At 62.8% G+C, this 22,422-nt stretch carries 16 protein-coding genes, 1 tRNA gene and 3 pseudogenes; 3 read left to right on the top strand and 17 right to left on the bottom strand.

Features of this window, described 5'->3' with window-relative positions; translation table 11 throughout:
- Positions 1 to 339 precede the first annotated feature (339 nt).
- The 9 genes from MMR14E_RS10835 to MMR14E_RS10795 all read right to left on the bottom strand — a co-directional run bounded on the left by MMR14E_RS10835 (position 340) and on the right by MMR14E_RS10795 (position 9,069).
- Positions 340 to 1,707, bottom strand: a complete 1,368-nt coding sequence (locus tag MMR14E_RS10835) for a hypothetical protein (protein WP_331314158.1) — start codon at positions 1,705 to 1,707, stop codon at positions 340 to 342.
- A gap of 60 nt (positions 1,708 to 1,767) precedes the next feature.
- Entirely contained in the window at positions 1,768 to 2,088 is a 321-nt protein-coding gene (locus MMR14E_RS10830) for a hypothetical protein (RefSeq protein WP_331314156.1), read from the bottom strand.
- Positions 2,085 to 2,819, bottom strand: a complete 735-nt coding sequence (locus MMR14E_RS10825; protein ID WP_331314153.1) for a glycosyltransferase family 2 protein — start codon at positions 2,817 to 2,819, stop codon at positions 2,085 to 2,087. Before MMR14E_RS10825 ends, MMR14E_RS10830 begins: the two co-directional genes overlap by 4 nt.
- Positions 2,816 to 3,445 (bottom strand): HAD family phosphatase, encoded by a 630-nt coding sequence (locus MMR14E_RS10820; RefSeq protein ID WP_331314152.1) that lies wholly within the window; start codon positions 3,443 to 3,445, stop codon positions 2,816 to 2,818. The genes MMR14E_RS10825 and MMR14E_RS10820 overlap by 4 nt, the downstream gene beginning before the upstream one ends.
- A complete protein-coding gene (locus MMR14E_RS10815) occupies positions 3,442 to 4,056 on the bottom strand; it encodes a hypothetical protein (protein ID WP_331314151.1) in 615 nt (204 codons plus the stop codon). Before MMR14E_RS10815 ends, MMR14E_RS10820 begins: the two co-directional genes overlap by 4 nt.
- Positions 4,053 to 4,814: a glycosyltransferase family 2 protein gene (locus tag MMR14E_RS10810; RefSeq protein ID WP_331314150.1), complete on the bottom strand. Its 762-nt coding sequence runs from the start codon at positions 4,812 to 4,814 to the stop codon at positions 4,053 to 4,055. The genes MMR14E_RS10815 and MMR14E_RS10810 overlap by 4 nt, the downstream gene beginning before the upstream one ends.
- A gap of 904 nt (positions 4,815 to 5,718) precedes the next feature.
- Entirely contained in the window at positions 5,719 to 6,363 is a 645-nt protein-coding gene (gene cysC, locus MMR14E_RS10805; protein ID WP_331314149.1) for an adenylyl-sulfate kinase, read from the bottom strand.
- Between the two features lie 2,046 nt (positions 6,364 to 8,409).
- Positions 8,410 to 8,676, bottom strand: coding sequence for a hypothetical protein (locus MMR14E_RS10800; RefSeq protein WP_331314147.1), 267 nt, complete (start codon positions 8,674 to 8,676; stop codon positions 8,410 to 8,412).
- A 48-nt stretch (positions 8,677 to 8,724) separates the two neighbouring features.
- Positions 8,725 to 9,069, bottom strand: a complete 345-nt coding sequence (locus MMR14E_RS10795) for a hypothetical protein (protein ID WP_331314145.1) — start codon at positions 9,067 to 9,069, stop codon at positions 8,725 to 8,727.
- A 159-nt stretch (positions 9,070 to 9,228) separates the two neighbouring features.
- On the opposite strand from MMR14E_RS10795, the pseudogene MMR14E_RS10790 reads away from it, so the two are divergent.
- The 3 genes and pseudogenes from MMR14E_RS10790 to MMR14E_RS10780 all read left to right on the top strand — a co-directional run bounded on the left by MMR14E_RS10790 (position 9,229) and on the right by MMR14E_RS10780 (position 12,967).
- Positions 9,229 to 10,231 (top strand): annotated as a pseudogene (locus tag MMR14E_RS10790) (IS3 family transposase).
- Between the two features lie 341 nt (positions 10,232 to 10,572).
- The gene (locus MMR14E_RS10785; RefSeq protein WP_331314143.1) at positions 10,573 to 11,703 is read left to right on the top strand and encodes a hypothetical protein; all 1,131 of its coding nucleotides are present in this window, start codon (positions 10,573 to 10,575) and stop codon (positions 11,701 to 11,703) included.
- A 1,078-nt stretch (positions 11,704 to 12,781) separates the two neighbouring features.
- Positions 12,782 to 12,967, top strand: coding sequence for a hypothetical protein (locus MMR14E_RS10780; RefSeq protein WP_331314141.1), 186 nt, complete (start codon positions 12,782 to 12,784; stop codon positions 12,965 to 12,967).
- A 1,391-nt stretch (positions 12,968 to 14,358) separates the two neighbouring features.
- On the opposite strand, the gene MMR14E_RS10775 is transcribed toward MMR14E_RS10780, so the two are convergent.
- From MMR14E_RS10775 to glgX, 8 genes and pseudogenes are all read right to left on the bottom strand, one after another.
- Positions 14,359 to 15,072, bottom strand: a complete 714-nt coding sequence (locus MMR14E_RS10775; protein WP_331314139.1) for a class I SAM-dependent methyltransferase — start codon at positions 15,070 to 15,072, stop codon at positions 14,359 to 14,361.
- A 702-nt stretch (positions 15,073 to 15,774) separates the two neighbouring features.
- Positions 15,775 to 16,372: pseudogene (locus MMR14E_RS10770) on the bottom strand (IS630 family transposase); the annotation flags it as partial.
- A gap of 179 nt (positions 16,373 to 16,551) precedes the next feature.
- Complete coding sequence (locus MMR14E_RS10765) at positions 16,552 to 16,704, bottom strand: DUF1643 domain-containing protein (RefSeq protein ID WP_331314415.1); 153 nt, start codon at positions 16,702 to 16,704, stop codon at positions 16,552 to 16,554.
- Between the two features lie 433 nt (positions 16,705 to 17,137).
- On the bottom strand, positions 17,138 to 17,431 hold the full coding sequence (locus tag MMR14E_RS10760) for a hypothetical protein (protein WP_331314137.1): 294 nt from the start codon (positions 17,429 to 17,431) through the stop codon (positions 17,138 to 17,140).
- 649 nt (positions 17,432 to 18,080) lie between these two features.
- The gene (locus tag MMR14E_RS10755) at positions 18,081 to 18,770 is read right to left on the bottom strand and encodes a hypothetical protein (RefSeq protein WP_331314135.1); all 690 of its coding nucleotides are present in this window, start codon (positions 18,768 to 18,770) and stop codon (positions 18,081 to 18,083) included.
- A 115-nt stretch (positions 18,771 to 18,885) separates the two neighbouring features.
- A pseudogene (locus MMR14E_RS10750) lies at positions 18,886 to 19,624 on the bottom strand (transposase).
- Between the two features lie 192 nt (positions 19,625 to 19,816).
- A tRNA-Ser gene (locus MMR14E_RS10745) sits at positions 19,817 to 19,906 on the bottom strand.
- A gap of 153 nt (positions 19,907 to 20,059) precedes the next feature.
- A complete protein-coding gene (gene glgX / locus MMR14E_RS10740) occupies positions 20,060 to 22,330 on the bottom strand; it encodes a glycogen debranching protein GlgX (RefSeq protein ID WP_331314133.1) in 2,271 nt (756 codons plus the stop codon).
- Positions 22,331 to 22,422 lie beyond the last annotated feature (92 nt).

Genomic DNA, 22,422 nt, shown 5'->3' with positions numbered 1-22,422 from the left:
ACCTGCCGCGGATCGGCTAGCCCCGGCCCAGTCTCGCGCGCTGAGGCAGTGCGCCTCCGGCCTGCAACGCGTTGCTGTCGAGGTCGAGAGCGCGATCACGTGCGCGGAGTCGAGCGCTCAGCAGGGGGCGAGACCAGCCGCATGGTGGCGATCGCGCGCGGCATGGCGCGCGTCATGGACGGATGCGCAGGCCCCGAGTAGCGCCGCCAACGCGTCATGAGCGCGGTCTGACCGACCATATGAGGCGCCAGAGAAGCGTCCCTCATCCAGCCTCGGCGTTCCGTTGAACCCGCGCATTCACCCCTGTGCTTGCACCCTGTGATTTGAGGACCAGATCCATCAAACGGCCCTGTCACCGATGAGGGCTGCGGCCTTGTTCACGATCGCGACTTCTGTGCTCCAATGCTGCAAGATACGGTCCGCTAACGTGCGACGCTCATCGATGCTGTCGAGACTGAAGGCGCAGTTCAAGACATGATCCATCGCGTCGCGGCGTCCTGAGTGAAACTTTAGAATTTCGAGGAGCGCTTTATATACAAGATCTTGATCTCGCCGTTCGACTGCGAGAGCCGAGATGTAAAACAACGAATGGAACGACCTTGACCCTTCGTCGAAGAGCGAGCGGAGAAGATCGTAAGCCTCAGGTTTCTCACCCAGATAGAACAGTGAGATGCCGATCTGCTCACGACTGGAGGGATCCGTGATCACATCGCTGTGCATGAGGGCCCGGGCGCGCTGGACACCCGCGTAGTCTCTCCGCGCGAACAAATGTTTCAGATAGGTCCTCTGATTCTCGACGGTCCGGGCATGCGTGCCGAGCTGTGCGGGAACCGGAATATTCGCTGGCTTCCTGACCGCCTGTATCATTTCTTCAACGGCAGACTGCAGTCCCGTCATTGTGGAAGGACCCATGTCACGCTCAACTGCCGTTATGTAGCTGTGAAAGCCCGACAGTTTTTGGAGACTTGGCGTCAGGACGTCTGCAAAGAACGCAACCCTATACTTGAGAATCCGACCGTAGTCCTCGAGCCCTCTGACGAGGACCTCGCGCGGAAGCTTCCTCCGATAGCTCGGCGGACCATGTATCTCATTCTGGAGGCTGAGAATATCGCCTCTCAATATAGTATCTAGATCGGGAGAGATGCCGAGGAATAGCTGGGAATAGATTAAGAATTCGGGAAATATATTATTCTGCGGCATATCCAGAAACGACGCGAGCGAGAGCCTTTGCAATTTGCTGATCAGGTCGGGCGAGAGTATGAAAAGTCTGTCGTCCAAGAAGCATGGGATATTTCTGGCGGCGCCTTTGACGACGGTCGTAACGGCACGGCGGCGTGACCAATCTGCAGAGACCGCCGCTATCAATTCCGTTAAATCAACTCCGCAGATGTCGGCATCATCAGCCCGCACCCGCAAGATCGGGCGGTTGTCGTTGAAGTGCGAGAAACCACAGGCGAGCTGCCTGAATTGCGCGATGAAGCTGAGGATATCTCTATTGATGAGCGGGGTAACGGGAAGAATATTTCCGGCATCGAGCATCGTGAAGACGTCGCTGGCATTCGCGACGGGCTCAGCGTTATGTAGTATCTCTTGTGTCCACGTAGCGAAGGCGACCTTCTCAAAAACGGGCCTATGTTTGCGCACGTGCCGTATCTGCTCGTCGAAGGCGGCAACGTTCCGGATCTGGCCTGTAATGAGCAGGTTCACACGAGGTATTTCAAACAACGAATGCTCCCGGAGCCAGATGACGGTCTCTCAGCTGAAAATCTACACGAGATACTTGTCGTTGGGGACGGACGGCATTTTGATGACCGCCAGCACGACGTCGCTCAGAGCACGGAATTGTACGACGTCGCCCGGCTCGACCACGATGACATCTCCTTCGGACCATTCTTTGTCGCCCATTACGGCTTGGCCGCTTATGATGACAGTGATCTCAGTCGCCAATTTATGGTAATGCGCCGCGTCTATATCTCCCGCCTCGTAACGCTTTATGCCGAATTCGAAATCCTCTGTCCTCGCGACCGAGGGTTCAAAATTCCCGACCAACCATCCGCCGATCATATCCTTCAGGTGCGCGCTCTTCATCCCGTCACTCCATCGTCGATCCTATGCTCGAAATGATCGACCATCTTGTCAGACTTTAGCGGATGATATTGTTCGGCGGTGAGTGGGAAGACGGCGATTCTCTTATGTGCGAGAACGAGCTCGTTCAAGACCGGGCAAATGTAAAATCGCCCCTGGACATGCGCATCCTTGATGATCATTTCCTTCGCGCCGCTGAAGAATTCAGAGGCTCTTCTGAACCAGTACAGCCCGGCGCTCGCTGACCGGCTGATGGGCCTTTTCTCGGAACTCTCGACGACCCAGCCTTCGGGATTCACGCGGACATAGGAGTACCGCGGATGCAGGGACGGAAACGTCAACACGCCCGCGTCCGCGCCCCGACGCCGGAAGCCATCGATGACCCCGCTGATCTCGACATCGATCTGATCGGTCGCGCTTGCGACGATCAGTTCGCCATCCATCTCGATCTCTCCCATCGCCAGCAAAGCTGTGCAGGCCGCGCCGGCCGTCTGCCCACGAATGCTTAATACGGCTGATCCGGGCGCGATCTGCTCGACAATATTATCCAGATAATATGTTTCCACGTGCTCCTGACGGAATAGAAAGGCGAATTTCGTTGGCTTGAGGACCTCCAGGAGCCGGACTTGGCGCTCGAGAAGCAGTGTCCCGTCGACCTCCGAAAGCCAAGTAGGGTACGTTTGAGTTCCCGGTTCGGACGGGGCATCGCCCGCAGCCAGAATCAGAACGTTCACAAGGCACCTCCATTGATCGCCGCAATCTTCGTGTCAATATTCTCGATATTGACTTCTTGGACAGATTTGACGATCAGAACATGCGCGCCCGAGGCGCGGGCAGCACGGACACCGTGCTCATTGTCTTCGACGATCAAGATTTCACTGGGAGAGACGCCCAGACGGTCCGCCGCTAATGTGTAGATCTCCGGATCAGGTTTGGCCCGCCGAACGTCCTGATTGGAGAGCATCACGTCGAGATATTTATCCAATCTCGACCGGGCCATCATGGCCTCGACAGTCGAGCGTATGGAATTCGAGGCGACGGCCAATTTCATGCCGCGGCCCTTGAGGGCCGACAAAGCTCTCTCATGCATGAAATTCGGTTTGCAGCGAACGCTGACGATCTCCATCGTGTAGAGCTGCTTCAACTCGTTCAGAAACGAGTGCAGCGAGGTAGGGAAGTTTTCCATCGTGGATAGGAGTTCCAACTTTCGCTTCGTGGGCAAGCCGTCGAAAGTCGTTAAATGGTCGGCCCTGCTGATCTCGGTACCGAACAGGCGAAGTGCTCTGTTCAGCGCATCGTAATGCCATTCCTTCGCGTCGATGAGGACGCCATCCATATCGAATACGACGGCCTTAATCATGATTTTATATCTCGCACAGCTTGATCCGGCTTATCGGTGCAGAGGATGAGGCCTTGCAAATTCTGTAACGGCGCCAACATTTGCCAGAGAGTCGATGGATCGCGTCCATGCAGCTCTGAGGATACAATGCAGACGGATTTGCCGAAATTAAGATGCGTTTTGATGGTGTTGCAATCAAACCAATCGGTATGAAAGGCGTCGAGCCAGACGCCTCGAGCATCGGCGTATAGAATGGGGTCGGGCTCGATGTCGCTGTGCCGCGTGAAGTAAGGAAGGCCGGCGCGTTGATACCGCAGGGTCTCCGGGCCTGACATGTCGAAAGCGAACCAGTCGATGGCCCGTCCCTCGAAGGCATTCTTCAAGAGCGGAGCCAAGCCATCCGCTTTAACATTGACGGCCAGCGGTAAATCGGACCCGTCGAAGGCCTGCACGATGTCGGTCCATGCCATCTCGTCCGCCGTGGGGGGGTCGTGTGAGACTACCAAGCGGCCGTTTTGATCACGAACGTCGGTCTCGGTTCCGAAACCGGCCGCGAGCGTGCGATCGAAAGCTACGCGCTTATTCTTCTCGTCCGGCGTCTTCCAGAGACCACGATGGCTGATGATCCTCATCGGAGGGCGCCTGCTGCCTTTGTTGCGATCGGCAAAGAACTGAAATACTCGAGATCGCTGGGTATCCCCAGGCCATACATGCCGTCGGTATCGGTTCCGATATTTTTGATCGCGACACGAGCGCCGCTCGCGATCAGTTCGTTGTACACAGGGGCGACATAGAATTCGCCGTTGACGCGCTTGTTCTGATTAATCATTTTCCTCGCTCCTTCTATGAAATCGGAGCCGCTCTTGAAATTGTATATCCCTACAGTCGCCTCATTCGAAATCGGCTCCTTTTCTACGACTGTGCTGACCAGGCCGCGGTCGTCGAGTCCAACAAACGACCATTTGGGGTCGTGGGCCGTCATGGTCATGATCAGACCATCATAGCCTCGGTCTTGAACGGCAAGATATTCGTTCATATCAACATCGACGTATTGATCGCTGTTCGCGATCATGAGCGGAGCACTATCTATCTCTGCTTCGGCAGCCAAGACTGTGCACGCCGCCCCTTCAGTAATTCCGTCCAGCTGGACGATGCTGCAGCCCGGGGCCCATTCGGGAAGTAGTTCTGCGAGTCGATAGTCGTTAACGTGGTCGCGTTGGCAAATGAAGACAAATCTATGGGGGCGAGACGGCCGCAGATTTTCGATCACCAGCCGAATCATCGGCACCCCGAGGACAGGGATAAGCGGTTTGGGGTCTTTGTAGCCCGCTACTGCAAATCGGCTCCCCCTGCCCGCCATCGGGATCACAATTGTGAGTGGCTCTGCCAATTTGCCCTCCTCGTCAAACTGAGGTGCGTTTAGCAGCGAGGTGGGCCGATGAAAATGCCTTGTTCAAGGCAAGCCGGGCTATGCCGCCTCTTCTGCCGGAGCCGGAGACGATGTCAGCGCCGGTGTCGTCGTCACGCGTCGGAACGCCATATCGGACGCGATCTGCCTCGGCATCGAGCGCCTGTCCCCCGTAGGGTGACCATATCGGCTCCGACCCGGCCGTGAACCATCGTCCGATCTCGGCCATCCGTTATCTGTCCCGGCCGACAGCGGACGCTCCGAGCCACATCCGCTTCGCGATACGCCGTCGAGCGTGTCGACTCGTTCCCCGTGGTGGAAGCTATGGCTGCACTGGTGCGGTGAGACGTTCGCATCCGGACGATCAGTCGGACGGTGGGGTATTCCCCGATGCGGGCGGCCCGCGCCGGCCTCGCTGCGCTTGCCGCTGGTCAGCCTGCCGGAGGCGGCTTCGGCTCTTAGATTCGCGGTGGCGACGATAAGACAAGCGCCTTCTGGCCGCCTGCCCAGGACCGGGTCGCCGGCCCCGGCCATGCTCAGGCCGCCCGAGCTCGACCGGTCAGCTCGCCGTGCGCTCGCGAACGGCCCGAATGCCACGAGTGATCTGCCGGTCTTTCTTCAGCTCAGGTCCGGGCTGATCCCAGGGCATGGACGGCTCGATGACCGCTCACCGCCCATCCGTGAACCGGAAGAGCTCTGTCGTCTCGACCTGCAGACCGCGAAACGGTGGCTGGAATCCTGACATGCTAGCCCCTGCAACGGCTTTCTCGATCCGAGCCCTGGAAGCATCTGCCCCTGTCGCTCCGATGAGAGCCGACAGGCTGAGTGGCTGCCCTATCCACCTTGTGACGTCATGGCATCAGACACCGTTGGCTCGGGCCAAAATCTAGGTAACGCGACCCGAATTATCGGCATCGGACGCAATAGAGAATTCTATCAATGCCTTTATCAGAGGTTCTGCCGATTCCTGCACCGTGAGAGCTTCGGTCCGAACGATGACGTCGGGCGCTGTAGGTGGCTCATAGGGCGCAGAGATCCCGGTGAAATTCGGGATCTTGCCGCTTCGAGCCCGTTGATACAGCCCCTTCGGATCGCGAGCTTCGCAAACCTGCAGCGGCGTATCGACAAAAACCTCAAGGAAAGGCACGTCGCTCGCGATGCGACGCGCGATCGCGCGTTCTTGGCGGAACGGAGAGATCAGAGAGACAATGACGACCAAGCCGGCCTCAGCCATCAGGTGAGCCGTCTCGGCGGCACGCCGGATATTCTCGACGCGATCAGCGTCGCTGAAACCCAGGTCGCTGCTCAATCCGTGGCGCAGATTGTCCCCGTCGAGCACCATCGTGTGACGCCCGGCCTGGATGAGCGCGTCGTCTACCGCACTGGCGATGCTCGATTTGCCGGCGCCAGACAGTCCCGTCAGCCACGCGATCACCGGGCGTTGTCCCAGGGCGTGCCACCGTCGCTCGCGCGGCTGCAGTTCGTGCCAAGTAACGTTACGTAAGCTCGGGTCGTCGGAAGGTCGGCTCATGAGGCTTCTTATCACACAACTCAAGGATATCTCACGCGCTTCCCGATCGCTGATGTGTTCGGATGATCGGCCCCACGCGATGAATCAAGTTCCAGGGTGCTGCCGGGTCGACCTCCGCGCCGCGGCCGGTAGCGCGCCCGGCTCCTGCGCGCGGCGCCGGCAAGGACAACACCGGCACGAACACCGTCGGCACCGGCGACCGGTCGCCGTGCGCCCTGCGGGTGCGTTGCGGCGCCGGCGCTCGATGTTGATCCGCGCCACGTTGGGTGTGCGAAAGACTTCACCGTTCAGGCGCCCGGTCCGGACTGGCGCGTTGACGCTCGCGACGGGGCCGTGTCTCCGCGGCGTACCCGGTGCGATGCGGACCGTCCGCCTGCCGCCGGCCGGGGCCGCACCGACTTGGCGACGGATGCAGGCCCGCGGTCCGAACGAGCCGATCCCGGCACGCCGCGCAGGACGAACAGATCGGAGAGCACGTCGATCAAGTCAGCAACCTTCAGCTTGCGAGATGAGCGGCTCGCCGGGCGCTCCCGCGTGAACTTGTCAATCACGTTGCGCACCCGGACCTTTTGGCCATCGTGCAAGCGGGCTTCGACAGAATCGCGGGACCAGACGTGATGACGCCGCTCTAGTCGAAGTCGGATGCGTGAGCCAAGTCCGGCCCGCGGCCGGCCTCGCTTCGGCGGTGCGCCGACACCTTCAGCCCCCGCGCGGCCGGATCCGCTCGCTCCGCGTCTCGTGGACGGATCAGGCCACAGCCCTCGGCCGTGCCACCCGATTTTTTGGGCGGTTGGCGTGCCGGAAACGGCGTGCCAGTTCCGCGGGAGCGGCCGTCAGAGTGGACCATCGTCTCCAGTCGCGCAGAGCCATGCGCTGCGCCGATCCTCCTACTGGCTCAGGCTGAGAGATGCTGGCCGCGCGACGGCGCGCAGCGCTTCGGGCGCCGTCCCGGACATCCATGACAGGCGCGATACCGGTACTGCGGCCGGGGCGAGCCAGCGTCGTCGAGCGGCCTCCGGACGGATCGGCTTGTCGAGGGTGAGAACTGCGATCGTCTCGTGCGGCCGCCGGGTGCCGATCTCGAGATCGCTTATCATCCATTGAGCCTGATCGTTATCCGGCCCGTCCTGCACCCTGTGCCAGCGGTGGAGGTCGCGGTCGTCGCGGCGAGGGTCCGGAGCGCCGACGGCACGTTCCGGCGTCTCGAGACCGGACCCTCCACCGGCCGCAGCTTGGCGACCTATCGCCGGCGCGCCGTGCTGCGTTCGTCCTTGCCTGTCAGTCCGCGTCCCGGCTCGGAGGCGCCACGGTCCGATGAACAGAGACCGCGCGGCCGATTCGGTGTAGCCGAGAAGCGACGGCGCCTGATCTCAGATCAGATACATTGTGCCGTTGATTTTGAAAGCCTTCGGGCAATTGCTCTCGTCGACCAGCTTCTGGGCCTCGGCCAGGGTCAGATGCCGGTCGGCTGCCACCTCTGCCAGCGCCATCCACTTACTCTGCATGCTTCGCACCTCCGCTCCGTTCAACGTCATCGCGACGCAATCGTTCACGCGAGCGAGAACGCGAGCACCGGCGGACTGACGACCGCGGGCAGAGGGGGCGGAACGACGACGAAGCCGAGCGCGGCGCGCGCACCTCCCGCCGGAGCTTCGCGGTCGCCCCTGCCGATGCGATGGCCTATCGGACGTCCCAGGATTGCCAATCCTGTTGCCAGATGACGAGGATCGCCGTGCCACGACTGGAGAGCGCGACCGTGACTGGCGGTGCATAGAAGAGACAGTCTCTCGAGACGCTTCGCGGCCCTCGCGCGCGCTGCGGCCAATGCGCCTGACCATTATCGGCAAGCCTTCACCGGGCGCGACCACTGGCGGTTCCGCGAGCCGGGCACGAGGATGCCCCGCGCGACGATGCTGGTGGGACTGAATGGGCGCCGGCCATCCATGCTGACGTTCGCGGTGTGGACGTGGCCGCAGCAGGTCCTCCTGCTCCTCTCGGCGCGTGCTGCATCGCGCGGCGGGTCGCCGCGTTCTTCCGGGGCCGATTTCAGGCGGCCCGCGCGTCCTGCTCCCCCTGCAGGTCGAGCCAGAGGTCGATACCGAGCGGACCCTGTTTGCGAAGCGCGACCCGCGCACGCTGAACCCTGCCGTCGCGCGCGAAGGTGAGGAATTCGGGGATGCCGCCTGTGGTGGGCATGCGCACGTGGGCCTCCGCGTCAGTGGACGACAGCAGCGTGCACAGCACGTCGAAGCTGCCGAGGCCGACGGTCACCTTCGGGTGCGTGGAGGCGTGAACGAAGTGCTTGTTGGCCATGCTGCGCGCGTCCTTCGGGTTCGAACGCGCAGCGTAGAAGCCGATTGGTTAACTGCCTGTTTCGATGCCCCGACGGGACAGGGACCCGAGCACGCCGCACGAGGGATCAGGGGGGCCGGCCGTACGCGGCGCGTCCGGCGGAAATCGGCTCGCCGGCGGCACGGGTATCGCGTCATCCGCCTGCTCACGCGCCACTTTGACAACGCCATCCAGAAGGGCTCGCGCGGCATCCGGCGAGAAGCTGAACGCCAGCGAGCGACCCATCGTGACCAAACTGACAACCAACTCGCTGCCGTCGCGGCGCACCCAATTCACGTGCTCGATCGGGACCTTCTGCGAGGCTTCGGACATCTGGCTCACTGCGGTTGGCTGTTTGCGGGCTTCTTCAGCCATGTCGATCCCGAAGCCAAGCCTTGCCGGCTGACGCGATCAGCCCAAATCGCCGCAGCTCCGGGGCGGGACCGATCGCAGTGACGGGCGCTGCACACTGTGATCCTCCTTCGCCTTCGCGGACCAATCTGATGCGCTCATGCTGAGCGCGGAAGACGTCGGATGGAGATGACGGGACGAGAGTTCACGCCCGAGTTCGGACGCGAAGCTGTCGCCCTGCTGGAGAGCAGCGTCCGGCCGCAGATCCAGGTCGCGGCCGAGCTCGGGATCCAGCCCTCCAGTTGCGGCCGTAGCGTGCTGCGCTGAACAGGGCTTCACCCCGGCCGCGACCACCGGGATCGACGGACATTTCGCCGCCGGGCCCGGTCGCGTCCCAATCCGATCAGGCCGCCGAGATCGCCCGGCCGCGGCGTGAACCCGACCGCACGCGCATGGAGCGCGACGTGCTAGAAAAGCCATCGGCATCTGCGCGGAGATGCCCGAGTGTTCTTCGCCTTCCTCGAGCAGCGTGTGCGGACTTGGCCGGTGCGTCTCATGCGCCGGCGCGGCATCCGGGCCCTGGCTGGGCGTCGGTTCCGGCCTGCACGACGGATAGCCGTCACGACCTCCCGATCGCCCCGAACCTCGTGAGGCAGACCGTCTCGGCCGCGCCGCCCGACACGGTCTGGCTGGCCGAACCGACGGTCCGCGCAGCGCCATCACCGACCTGCCGACCGGCGAGGGCTGGCTGGACCTGGCCGCCGTCGCCAATCTGGCCACGCGCAAGATCGTCGGCTGGTCGATGCGCGATCGCATGCGCACCGAGCTGGGCGTGGCGGCGCCGATGATGACCGCCCAGCGGCAGCGACCGGCCGTTGGGCTGATCTGCCACTCGGATCGCGGCGGCCCGTACGCGGCCGAGGCCTGTCGGAGACAGCTCTCCGGTCTGGGGGCGAAGCCGTCGATGAACCACACGGCTTGCTGCCACGACCACGCCCCGATGGAGAGCTTCTTCCACACACTCAAGGTCGAACTCGTCCATCAGCGGCGATGGGCAACCCGAGATGAGGCGCGGCGCGATCTGTTCGACCACATCGAAGGCTACTAGAATCGACGACGCATCCACTCGGCACTCGGCTGTCTCACCCCCGAGCAGGCCGAGCAGGCCGAGCGGACCGTGAGCTAAACTCCGGTTTCCGCAAAATCAGGGGAGGATCAAGCCATTCGTTATCGGAAACGTCGGATGAATACGGCTTTTAGGCGGGGCTCATCCCCGCCCATCTGAGCATTAGACCCCACCCAGGCCCGTAACAGCTTCTGGAAGCCGGCTCGGGACTGCGGACCGGACGGTATCAGCTTCGCTGACCTTGGAGACTTAATGCGCTGGTGCGATGCACGCCTTGTCAGATGCTCAAGATCGTGTGGACTCGTCGTATCAATATGCTATGCTAAACAGCATCACGCAGTCTCAATACGTCGTTATTTACGACCAATATGTGGCTTTAACGGGAAAACCGTAAGGTAAAAATGCACGCTTATCTGCACATCCCCAAGACAGCGGGGACATCTCTGAATAGATTTCTATCCAATAGGCTCGGATCGCAATTTCACGAACTCGATCCTCATCAGTTTATTTTTATGAATAAATTAATATCAAATTTTTCGGCCATAACCGGCCATATACCCGCCTGCTACCTCGATATCGAGGATGCCGATAGGTCGATTTTTACTGTGATCAGGGACCCGGTATCGCGGGTAACTTCCTATCTCAACCACGTAATGAATGAAAATAATCACTACGGGAACATATTTATTAGGAACAAATTAGTAACCTTTGCGGATATGTTCGGTTCACCCCTCTACGCGATCGAGACGAACAATCTTCAAACTCGGATGTTGGGTTTCCGATTGCCTGACGACCTTTTGCGGCGCGTGAAGCAGGATGATGATGGCGCACGGTGGGAGGCAATTTCAGTTTTCAATTCCTCGACTGTTATGGAAGAACACCTCGAGCATGCCAAAATGCGGCTCAGTCGTTCCATAACGCCGCTAATTTTCGAGCATCTCGAGGCGTCGATCGAGCATCTGATCCCGGAACTGACCCAAGGCGCGGAAATCGCCGTGCCGCACGTGCGGCGCGCCTCTCGTAACTGGATCGATGATTCGAAAATCATTCAACTCATCAAAGAAAGAAATCTGCTTGATGAGTCTCTGTATCAGTTTGCGTATAGTCTTATGATTTCGAAAATTTCTGAGAATATTTCGTCGGGCGCTGAACTGATACGGTCCAAAGGATGTCCTCTGCCGTTCAAGGGGCTGTACTCTCCCGAAATCTATCGAGACGAGACGCTTCGGTGGACTGACGGCCAGGCATTGATCCCGATCACTCTGTCGAGCGATGTTGACGAAGTCGAGATACAGATCCAGGTCTGGAATTTGAATGGTGTTGCGACGATGGGTGCCCTCGCTAACGGAGCAAGAGCGGAAATAACTGCGATCGACGAAGCGTTCACCACACATAAGATTCGAACCGGCGCGTTAAGTGATGGCGTCTTTCGGCAAATTTGTTTGTACATCACAAGCGGGGTGACTGCTTTCGGTGGCGACCCGCGTCAATGTGGGGTCCCGCTCAAATCGATCAGAATTTTCTCGAAATAGCGTCCCGTATGAGGGCGACGCTCGCCGATCGCATGGCGGCGGCACCGGCTAGATTGCGCCCTAACCAATGGTCTGACGAGGGCTCTGGGAGCTCAGCTCTCATCTTTCGAAACGGATCCGCCTTTTACGCCACGGAGACAAAAGGCCTGCACGGTGATGGTCAATGAACAGAGCGCGGCCGCGCCGCGCCTTGTTCGTTCGCCATCGTCAAACGGGCCAACCTGGATCTCTGGGGTGTGAACCGCAGACTCCGAAGCGTCGCACTGGCTGATGTTTCGTTGCCCCGCTCTCCTCGCGGTGCCTGCGTGTGGTGAACCCATCTGGGACATGAGGCACCCGGGGCCGGGAAAGTGCGGGCAGCCCGCCGTCGGCAGTCGGGCTGACAACCTGAGCGCGGTATGCGGATGCATCCTCTGTTCCGGAACGCACGGTGAACGCGGATCAATCGCTGTCGCGTTGCCCCCGGCTCCTGCCGTCGCCGCTCCCGTTCTCATGCCCGCGTCAGGAGGGGCGTGAGTGCCGGCCTGGGCATTGCGCCCGGTCGCGCACGCCAAGAGACCGGCCGACACGGCCGATGCCGGGTCGGCTGCGAAGCTCTACGTCCCGGCACGTTGAGCATTGCCGATGCTGTCGATCGTCTGCTGATCCGGACTGGCCGTCGGGCAAGGGTGCTGAGCGGGGGGAAACCCGCGGCACGGCCTCAGCGGCGATCTGGATTTCGGCGACGCCCCGCTGCGGATCTTTGACGCACGCACTCCCGAGGGTCCCGACCGTTGGCACGAGAAGTCACGATTGCGCAATCGATCGGCAGCTGTGCTCTGATGGAATTCCAGCGGCGCCCGGTACCGTCGTCCAGGCTGAGCGACGCACAGTTCAGGAGCTCGATGCTGCACTCATCCATAAGTTGATCGCTCGTCGGATATTTCTACAACCCATCTTAAAAACTCGGGTCACAGAAATTTGATGGCGCACTTGTCCACAAAACGGCCTGAGCGTGCAGGTCATCGTAGCCGCCGAGAACAGATACATTTATTGGTCTTCGCAACGGTGTGAGCTGAATCCAGTCTCGGTGTTGCGGATGACCCTGGCGCGAAAACGCCTTGAAGTTGGGCAAGACTACTGCTCCGACGACGGCAAAATCGACGGCGTCATCGTGAAGGTGTGGCCTCTCGAGAGGGGCTCAGAAGCGCTGGTCAAATTGCGAGGCACCGCCGACATCGTGCGCGTCTTCATCGCCGGTGAAGGGCGGCCGGTAAGGCGGTAGCGCCTCGACGGGGCCAGGAGATCCGCGAGAGCCGCAATCCGCCGACTTGTCGGCAACGCGCGCAGACTGGACGTCGATCGGGTCGAGACCGCGGTGCGTCCGCAGGAAACGCCGTTTCCATCCGCTGGCCGGCCGCGCCTCAATGGGCGCCCGATCGCTGCGCGCTTCTGCTCGCGGAGGAATGCGGAGCCGGACCGGCGCGTGGCCTAGCAAGCAAGAGCGCTGAGGGTCGTCCCCGAGATCGGGATGGACCCGTCCGGATGGTGTCGGAGAATGTGAGCCGCTAACAGCATGTCGCTGGTCTGGCGTCAGTCGACCACCGACATCAGGAGCCGCTGCGCATGACTCTTCCGGTCACCTACGGCCACGGCAAGCGGGTCCCGATTCTGATCCGCAATCCGCGTCGCGCCTATGACTCGGATGGGCGCGAAATAATGCCGATGACCCTTCAGCAGGCAATCGACAAAGGGGTTACGGCGATACGAGTGGTTTGCGAGTGCGGGCACGTTGGCGAGTTGCCGATTTACCTGGGGGCTTGGCCCTCGACGAGTTTCGTCCCCGATGCCGGGATGACACTCAAGTGCAGTGCCTGCTCGGAACCGGATCCGCGGACAGAGCCAGCTTGGCCCATCCGAGGCGCCCGCTAGATCAACCTGGCCGGCTCAGCGGCGATAGACGGGCGTTCCGGCCCGAGTGCGGCAGGCGGAGGGTCTGATCTCGTGGGGCCGGAGAGAGGGGGGGCGAGGCGGTCTGGGCCCACGGCGTGGCGGCAGTGATCCCCCACTGCTGGCGCAGGGCGGCGGACGGCGTGGAGAGCGATCAGGATCGGAAAATGAAGGATCTTGAGACCGGGATCTGGCAGCCGCAAAGCGAATGCCGCTCTCGCCCTCCACAGGTGCGCGGCGTACCGGGATCCATTCGTTCGGACCGCGGGCCTGCATCCGTCGCCAAGATCGGGGCGACCCCGGCCGGCGGCAGGCGGACGGTCCGCAACGCACCGGGTATGCCGCGGAGGCACGGCCCCGTCGCGAGCGTCAACGCGCCGGTCCGGACCGAGCGCCTGAACAATGAAGTCTTTCGCACACCCAACGTGGCGGGGATCAACATCGAGCGCCGCGCCGCAACGCACCCACAGGGGGCACGGCGACCGGTCGCCGGCGTTGTCCGTGCCGGTGTTGTCCGTGCCGGCGCCGCGCGCAGGGGCCGACCGCGCGCTCCCGGCCGCGGCGCGGAGGTCGACCCGGTAGCACCCTGGAACTTGATCCATCGCGTGGGGCCGATCGTGGCGGTCGAGCCGCGCAGGCGCTCCGTTGACATGACAAGCCCGGCGCGGCTCGTTTCGCCCGTTGAGTTGCGAAATCTACTGTCTGAATTTAGAGTTTCGGCTCGGATTACTTGACGGCAGAGAAGAAAATCCAATGCGGATGAGAGTCGCCGGGACCCATCGGTCGTATGTCGTAGCGGAAATTCGAGAAGCCGATCTGCCGCAGATCGCTCTCTATGAAATCTGTGTTCTCAACCATCGTGTCGCATCCGCTATTGGTCGATAGGGCGTCGTAATTGTTCTCGAAATAGGGCGCTTTACCGGGAGAAACTCCGAATCCCATTTGGATAGAGATCCGTCCCAACTTGCGAAGAACGCGGTACATATTGCGCAAGATGCCGAAGCGAATTTCATGAACGCAGATGTGCTGCATCGCGATGGTTGAGAATACAAGATCGTACGTGTTGTCGGGTGCCGGTCCGACGTCGCTGCCCGATGTGAGGTACAGGTTCGGCACCTCGATGCCGTGAAATTCGAGGTTCGCCTTCGCGTTGTTCAGGTTGGCCTGGGCTATGTCCGCCCCGTCAATCCGCTTGAACAAATGATTGTATTTTACGATATTTCTCCCGGGTCCGCACGCGAAATCGAGGGCGAGCTTGTCTTTCCAGCTCTCATCCACGAATCCCATCAGGTATTTATCGTAATCCGGCCAGTTGTTGTGCTCGTCGTAGCTTCCAACAACGTTGTCAATCTTGTGGTCGCTCTGGTATTTCGAGACCGAAGCGGCGCCCTCGTACCAGCGTTTCTGCATATCGATGTATTTGCTCGCGCCTTCGCTCATAAGTCCACTGTCCTTCTGATCGCACTTGCAAACACTGTTCACGCAGGGACTGCCTGGGCGTTCCCGCACCCTGTGCCCGCGAGCCGCGAAGGGGTTTGATACGCCTGCGCGCCGCCTCCACAACCGGCCGCCTGATTATCATTCCGGCGTCGAGACGCAAATCTGGGTTACCATCGCTGGGCTGGGTCCCCGAATGGAGTGTGCCCCGAGCGCTATGAAGAAGCAAAAACATGCCCGCGTGGCAGGATCGGCGGGGCTGACGTCGGTGGGAATGATCAGGTCATCGCGAGCGGCGGTCCAGCGAAACGCCGGCGCGAGAAACCGCAGCGGCCGGAGACGGGCGGTTTCGGGTAGCCGCGCCACGAATTTGGTAGGCTCGAGGCCGCAAGCGCGGTTCCGATCAGACCGGCCGTTTGGGCCGGGAGAGTCAGCACGCCGCTGCGATCCTGTGCAACTGGCAGATCACGGGTACCTACGCTGCCGTTCGGCGTTCAGGCAATGCCCGAAGCGCTGATCCTCGGCGAACTCCCGGTGGAGCTCCCGCTGCTGTTTCGCCGTCTCGCGGATGATCCGCGCACCCCGGTATCACGGACTGTCTCGATGTCCTCGCTCGGCGCCCCGCCGCCGGTGTATCTGGGCGGTACAGCTTAATCGGAGACGGGTGCGCGAAGAGGGCGCGAGACATACACCTCGTGCACTGACTCAGGCGGATGGTTCAGAAGATCGGCCGACGGCGGCCAGGATGTCGGTGGCGGGTTCGGTCCAGGCGAATGGCCTGGCGCACCGGTTGTGCTCGGCGATGTAGCGTTTGATCGCCACCTGCAGGTCGACGACGCCTGTAAAGGAACCGCGTCGCAACCGACGGCGGGTGAGCGCCGAGAAGAAGCCCTCGACCACATCGAGCCACAAGGCCGAAGTCGGGGTGAAGTGGAACGTCCAGCGCGGGTGCCGGGCGAGCCAGGCGCGCACCTTCGGATGTTTGTGGGTTGCGACGTTGTCGAGGATCGCGTGGATCGCCTTGCCGGGCGGGACTGCGGCCTCGACGGCGTCCCGGCAAGCGGATGAACTCACCGTTCCGATGGCGCTGCATGCAGCGGTCGAGCACGGTGCCCGCCAGGACGTTCAGGGCTCCAAACAGCGTCGTGGTGCCGTGACGAGTATAGTCGTGGGTCTGGGCGGCGGGTTGGCCGGGAGCGAGCGGCCGGTCGGGGCGGGTCCGCTCCAGGGCATGGACCTGGCTCTTCCCGTCGATGGACAGCACCACCGCGTGGGCGGGTGGATCCAGGCAGAGGCCGACCACACCGCGCGCCCATCGAACAGGTTCGATGGGCGCGCGGTGAGTGTACTTGAGCGGACAGGAACGGTCGCTGGCGGTCGCAGCCAACCGTTCCGTGTCGACCGGTTTGAGGAGCACGCATACCGTCGGAGCCATAGCCCAAACTCGCACCCCTCACCGTCCGCGCGAATCCTCCGTCCGCGTCACTGCACAAGGCGCTCGGCGGAGCCGACTACCTTCCGGGTCGTCGCGTGATCGGTCTCAGCGTCGGCCGTCGAAGGGTTGACCATGATCCAGACCACGGACCGACCGGCAAGGAAGCCGCCGATGCTGCGCTCGACGCGGTAGCGGTACAGGTCGCAGGGCGAGATGACTGCGCTCGGTCCGCGGCCTCGGTGGCGTTCTCAGACTCGCCCGCTATTCCACTCTTGGTTGCATATTGTCCACATGAATTACATCGGCATGCGTCATTAGAACTGATATTCATCGCGTCTTGAAAACTGATAAAGCGAGCGTGCACAGTGCAACGTCGCTGTGCGCCTCGGGAGGCGACAGCGTTATGATTGACGCGAAGAATGTCTGGCGCGTTCAAATCGGTAGTCGTGTGCGTCGGACGGACGACGGCGAGATTCTGATAGCCTTGAGCAGCCATCAGGAGCCGGACGGGCGCGTGAGGCTTCGATGCCTCAAGCACGGCGCCTCCAGATATCTCACCATTCAAGGCGTACAGCTCGAATTGATGGTCTGACGGGCGAACCTCGCGCGCTGGTGCTGGACTCGGCCATAGGGCTACTTTGCGGGCGTGAGGTCGGGCTGATCAGTGAAGAGGAGTCGCTGCACGGACCCGTGCGAGAAGACGCCGTCGAGGGGCACGTCCGCGGTCGGCTCGTCGCCGGTCCAGCGCTTCGGCCACGTGCCGGCGGCGATCAGTTCGCGGACGCGCGCCTCTTCGGCGTTGAGAAGGTCGACGTGCGCCCGACCGAGCTGGTCGGCCGCGTGGCCACCGTAGGCCTCGGCCATCATCGCCGTCGCCAGCCGGCATAGGCGCGCATCGGCGCGCAGACCCGCAGCCTGTTCCGGCAACGCGCGACTTCCTAGAAGAGCCACAACCTGAACCCGAGGCGGCCGAGCAGCAGGAGGACGAACCCCCGGGCGGCCCTTGGATGGTCCTCCCGCCGTCCGGCGACGTCCTGGAGGATTGGGACCGCGTGGCGGACCGGAACCGTCGACCCGCCTGCGGGTCGACCCAGCATCTCTGATGCAATCACGTCGAGCTGCCCAGCTCTGGCCGAGACATTCCTTTCGTGCTCGTGGCGCACGCCTTGCGACGGCCCAGTATCCCTCCCAGGATGCACTCAGCCCCGCCGGCAGCGCCGCGCGGGGCCTTCTTCGTGCGCCTGCGGCTGCATCACATTCCCGCGCGCGTGCGCCTGGGAGACAGGGCGGTAATCATTCAGGCGCACTCCTCCGCTGCGATAGCGAGAGCTTCGATGCCAAGTCAGCGACCCACCATACCCCAACCCACGACGGCGATTGCCGATAGCCTGGAGACGACGATCCTCGTGGCTCGGGCCGCAGGATTGGCGGGGTGGGATGCGCGCGGAGCATTGGCCGAGGCCGTACGGGCCGCTGCCTCTCAGCCGAGGGCGTCGGCAATGCGCCTGGCCGCGTAGATCCGTCAGGGCGCCTCAGACATGATGCCAGCCCGCCCTATGCGCCGACGCGGGCCCTTTCATGCCTGATCGACTTCTGCGCCGATCACGGCGCGCCCGAGTTCATAGCCATCGCCCGCTCGCCGAACGATAACCGTGCGAGGCGAAGAAGCGTCGCGGTGCGGATCGAATTCAAATTTAAATCCGTAGCTGCCGCTGCCGATACTCTTTTCCAGAAGATCTTTTCTCGGCAAATCTGCGTTTATGCGTCCAACAATAACGTCGTCGAGGAAGATATGGATCTCTGCCGGCGCTTCCGACGAGCGGAGCGGCAACGCCCAGCCACGGACGTATGTGTGCGTGATCTCGTCGACGTAGCCTTCTAGCGTTTCGCTGATCGGCTTCGAGTTCGGCCCGGAGAGCAGTTTCATCGGCTCAGCGGCGGAATTGGGCCGCGGGGCTGGCGCCGCGGGATCCTTGAGGTAGCCGCCACGCCCCTCCGCAAATCCGGCATTCAGGAAGTGCAGCAGCGGGTTATGGCCCATTGCCGCGACGTCGGGGTTCGCGGCGAGATAACCTCCTGTGCTGAAGCCCGCGCTCGGATCCCGGCCTTCCTTCCAGCCGGCGAGGAGATAATGGCGCAGCGGGTCCAGGCCGGCCGCACGCACGTCCGGATACCAGAAGAGGTAATAGATCGGATCGAAGCCGGGAAGCGGCGCCTGGACGAGCGGCGAGCGCTTATCGAAGAGCTTGGGCAGGCGCAGCTTCATGGGCGATCCGAGGTCGAGAGAGAAGCGCTCGATCCATCATCCCGCGCGGCGCCGCAAGCCCCAACCGATCGGTCCCTGAACCGCGCCGGGTTTCCCGGAGGCCGTTTGGTTTGGGTCAGGCGGCCAAGGCTTGGCGCCCGGCTTCGACATAATAGCGGACTTCCGCCTCGGCGGGAGGCACGTTGCCGATCGGCTCGAGCAGCCGACGGTGATTGAACCAGTCCATCCATTCGAGCGTGGCGGACTCGACCGCCCCGAAGGAGCGCCATGGCCCACGCCGATGGATCACCTCGGTCTTGAACAGGCCGATGATCGTCTCGGCGAGGGCGTTATCGTACGAGTCGCCGACGCTGCCGACGGACGGTTCGATGCCGGCCTCGGCGAGGCGTTCGGTGTAGCGGATGCTCACGTCTTGCGCGCCGCGGTCGGAGTGGCAGACGAGGCCACTGCCAGCGAAGAGGTGGCGCTCGTGCAGGGCCTGCTCCAAGGTATCGAGCACGACGTCCGCCCGCGCCGAGCGTGAGACACGCGGCCTACAATCCGGCGGTCGAGCTCAGCCTGGGCAAAATAAACCGACGCCTTCCTCAGGATCTCGTTGCTTGCCGGAGCTCGCGCACCTCCCGCTCCAGCGCCTTGATCCGCTCGCGCTCGTCCGTGGTCGGACCTTCTCGCACGCCCCGGTCGCGCTCGGCCTGTCGCACCCAGTTGCGCAGCGTCTCGCCCGTGCATCCGATCTTAGCCGCAATCGAGCGGATCGCGCCGTACTAAGAGTCGTGCTCGCCCCGGCGCGCCCGCACAATCCGTACCGCACGTTCACGGATCTCAGGGGAAACCGGTGGGGTTCGCTTCGTCAAGGCCCCATCCTCGCAAGCGCTGGGGCCCTCGGGAAACCCGGCGCGGTTCAGCTGATCGGGGCTCCCACGATGAACGACGTTCGGCCAGATGACGCACATTGCGGGAATACAATGGGTCACTTGCTGGGGACAGATAACGGCTGTCCTGCTTGACTCCTTGTCGAGGCTAAATTTTCAGGCTGGCAGAATATCTGGCGGAGGGAGCGGGATTCGAACCCGCGATACCGTTTCCGGTATACACACTTTCCAGGCGTGCGCCTTCAACCACTCGGCCACCCCTCCGTCCGCGAACCGGGCACCCGGGCGCGCACGCGGCGCGCCGGGCGCGGCCAGGGCCGCGCGGTGCCGTGCTGTTAGCCGGGTGCGCCGTCCGGCGCAAGGCGCAGACGGCCGGGCGGTGCGAAAACCGCCCGACCGCGTCCCTCACCCCTCGCCTCAAGCCTCGGCGTCGTCGAGGTGGAAGCGCACATGCTCCACGTTCGCCCGCTCGAAGGCCTGCATCACGTGCTGGTAGGAGCGCTCCATGGCGTTGTCCTCGACGCCCGGGCTGTCCTCGGGCTTGAGCACGAACATCAGGAGCGAGCGCCCGGTCACGTCGTAGCCGGAGCCGAACTTGAAGCTCTCAACGTCCTGGCTGTCGGGCAGGTTGGTGTCGAGGAGCCGCGTCCAGGCCACGCCGCCAACCGATTCCGGCAGCGTGAACGTCACGAGGTCGTGGTAGGCGTTGAACATGATCAGCAAGGTCGCGTCGCCGCCGCGCCGGTGCAGGCCGGTGGCCTGGGCGCGCCCGTCGAGCTGGACCGCGAAGGCCCGGGCCTCGCCGTCCGACCAGTTCTCGCCGGCCATCTCGCTGCCGTCCGGCCGCAGCCACGTCACGTCCTTGACGCCGAACTCCTCGTCGTACTGGCCGGTGAGGAACCGGCCGCGGCTCAGGATCGGAAGGGCGTTGCGCAGGATGATCAGGCGCTGTGTGAACTCGGCGAGATCCCGCTCCTCGTCGCCGATCGCCCCCCAGTCGAGCCACGAGACCTCGTTGTCCTGGCAGTAGGCGTTGTTGTTGCCCTTCTGTGTCCGGGCGAACTCGTCGCCGGCGAGCAGCATCGGCGTGCCGCGGGACAGGAACAGGGTGGCCAGCATGTTGCGCATCTGGCGCAGGCGCACCGCCCGGATCTCAGGATCGTCCGTGGGGCCCTCCACGCCGTAATTGTACGAGAGGTTGTGCGAGTGGCCGTCGCGGTTGCCCTCGCCGTTCGCCTCATTGTGCTTGTCGTTGTACGAGACCGTGTCGTGCAGGGTGAAGCCGTCGTGGGCGGTGAGGAAGTTCACCGAGGCCCAGGGCTTGCGCCCGCGCTTGTTGAACTTGTCGGCCGAGCCCGAGACGCGCGCGGCCAGGTCCGGCAGCAGCCCGCCGTCGCCTTTCCAGTAGGCGCGGACGTCGTCGCGGAACCGGTCGTTCCACTCGGCCCAGCCCGGCGGGAAGCCGCCGACTTGGTAGCCGCCCGGGCCGCAATCCCACGGCTCGGCGATCAGCTTGACGTTGTTGAGCACCGGGTCCTGCCGGCAGGTGTCGAGGAAGCCGCCGCCCTCGTCGAAGCCGTAGGGCTCGCGGCCCAGGATCGTCGCGAGGTCGAAGCGGAACCCGTCCACCTGCATCTCCTGCGCCCAGTAGCGCAGGGAGTCGGTCACGAGCTGCAGCACCCGCGGGTGCGACAGGTTGAAGGTGTTCCCGGTGCCGGTGTCGTTGATGTAGTAGCGCGGCTCGTTCGGCAGCAGCCGGTAGTAGGAGGCGTTGTCGACACCCTTGAACGACAGGGTCGGACCCTTCTCGTTGCCCTCGGCGGTGTGGTTGTAGACCACGTCGAGGATCACCTCGAGGCCGGCACCGTGGAAGCGCGAGACCATCTCCTTGAACTCGGAGAAGGCGAAGTCCGGCACTGCGGCGTAGCGCCGTGCGGGGGTGAAGAACGAGATCGTGTTGTAGCCCCAGTAATTCACCAGGTCCTTCTGCTGCAGGTAGTCGTCCTGCACGAAGGCGTGGACCGGCAGCAGCTCCACCGAGGTGACGCCGAGGCTCTTGATGTAGTCGAGCACGTCCCGGGTCCCGAGGCCGGCATAGGTGCCGCGCAGCTTCTCCGGCACCCGCGGGTCGAGCTTGGTCATGCCCTTGACGTGGGCCTCGTACACGATGGTCTTCTCCCAGGGGATCAGCGGCTTGCGGTGCCGTCCCCAGGTGAAGGCCGGGTCGATGACGCGGGAGCGGCGCGTGTAGGGGGCGCTGTCGCGCTCGTCAAAGGTCAGGTCGTCGCCCGTCTCCATCTGGTAGCCGAACAGGGCCGGGTTCCAGGTGATCGAGCCGACGAGACCCTTGGCGTAGGGGTCGATCAGCAGCTTGTTGGGGTTGAACCGGTGTCCGGCCTTCGGCTCGTAGGGGCCGTGGACGCGGTAGCCGTAGATCGTGCCGGGGCGCGCGTCGGGCAGGTAGCCGTGCCAGATCTCGTCCGTGTACTCGGGCAGCTCGATCCGCTCGATCTCCTGCTCGCCCTGGTCGTCGAACAGGCAGAGCTCGACCTTGGTGGCGTGGGCCGAGAACAGCGCGAAATTGACCCCGAGCCCGTCCCAGGTAGCGCCGAGGGGATAGGGTTGGCCTTCCTGGATGCGCGAGCGGGACGCGCGGGCCTGCGATGCGGGACGACGGGAATCGGACATGGACACTCCGGAACGCGACCCGCCCGGCCACGTGCCGCTGCGGGGAGCCCCTGGTGAACGTGCCGAAAACAGCGAAGCTCCCGCAGTGCCGC

Source organism: Methylobacterium mesophilicum (assembly GCF_036441335.1).
GTDB lineage: Bacteria > Pseudomonadota > Alphaproteobacteria > Rhizobiales > Beijerinckiaceae > Methylobacterium > Methylobacterium mesophilicum_B.
The sequence above is the reverse complement of the archived record's forward strand: the minus strand, read 5'-3'. Positions and strand labels throughout refer to the sequence as shown.

What these genes read in the sequence shown, in the direction of transcription:
- MMR14E_RS10830 (WP_331314156.1), bottom strand. Translation starts at nt 2,088, where the DNA reads ATGAAGAGCGCGCACCTGAAGGATATGATCGGCGGATGGTTGGTCGGG.
- MMR14E_RS10820 (WP_331314152.1), bottom strand. Translation starts at nt 3,445, where the DNA reads ATGATTAAGGCCGTCGTATTCGATATGGATGGCGTCCTCATCGACGCG.
- MMR14E_RS10815 (WP_331314151.1), bottom strand. Translation starts at nt 4,056, where the DNA reads ATGAGGATCATCAGCCATCGTGGTCTCTGGAAGACGCCGGACGAGAAG.
- cysC (WP_331314149.1), bottom strand. Translation starts at nt 6,363, where the DNA reads ATGAGCCGACCTTCCGACGACCCGAGCTTACGTAACGTTACTTGGCAC.
- MMR14E_RS10800 (WP_331314147.1), bottom strand. Translation starts at nt 8,676, where the DNA reads ATGGCCAACAAGCACTTCGTTCACGCCTCCACGCACCCGAAGGTGACC.
- MMR14E_RS10795 (WP_331314145.1), bottom strand. Translation starts at nt 9,069, where the DNA reads ATGGCTGAAGAAGCCCGCAAACAGCCAACCGCAGTGAGCCAGATGTCC.
- MMR14E_RS10785 (WP_331314143.1), top strand. Translation starts at nt 10,573, where the DNA reads ATGCACGCTTATCTGCACATCCCCAAGACAGCGGGGACATCTCTGAAT.
- MMR14E_RS10780 (WP_331314141.1), top strand. Translation starts at nt 12,782, where the DNA reads ATGACCCTGGCGCGAAAACGCCTTGAAGTTGGGCAAGACTACTGCTCC.
- MMR14E_RS10775 (WP_331314139.1), bottom strand. Translation starts at nt 15,072, where the DNA reads ATGAGCGAAGGCGCGAGCAAATACATCGATATGCAGAAACGCTGGTAC.
- MMR14E_RS10755 (WP_331314135.1), bottom strand. Translation starts at nt 18,770, where the DNA reads ATGAAGCTGCGCCTGCCCAAGCTCTTCGATAAGCGCTCGCCGCTCGTC.
- glgX (WP_331314133.1), bottom strand. Translation starts at nt 22,330, where the DNA reads ATGTCCGATTCCCGTCGTCCCGCATCGCAGGCCCGCGCGTCCCGCTCG.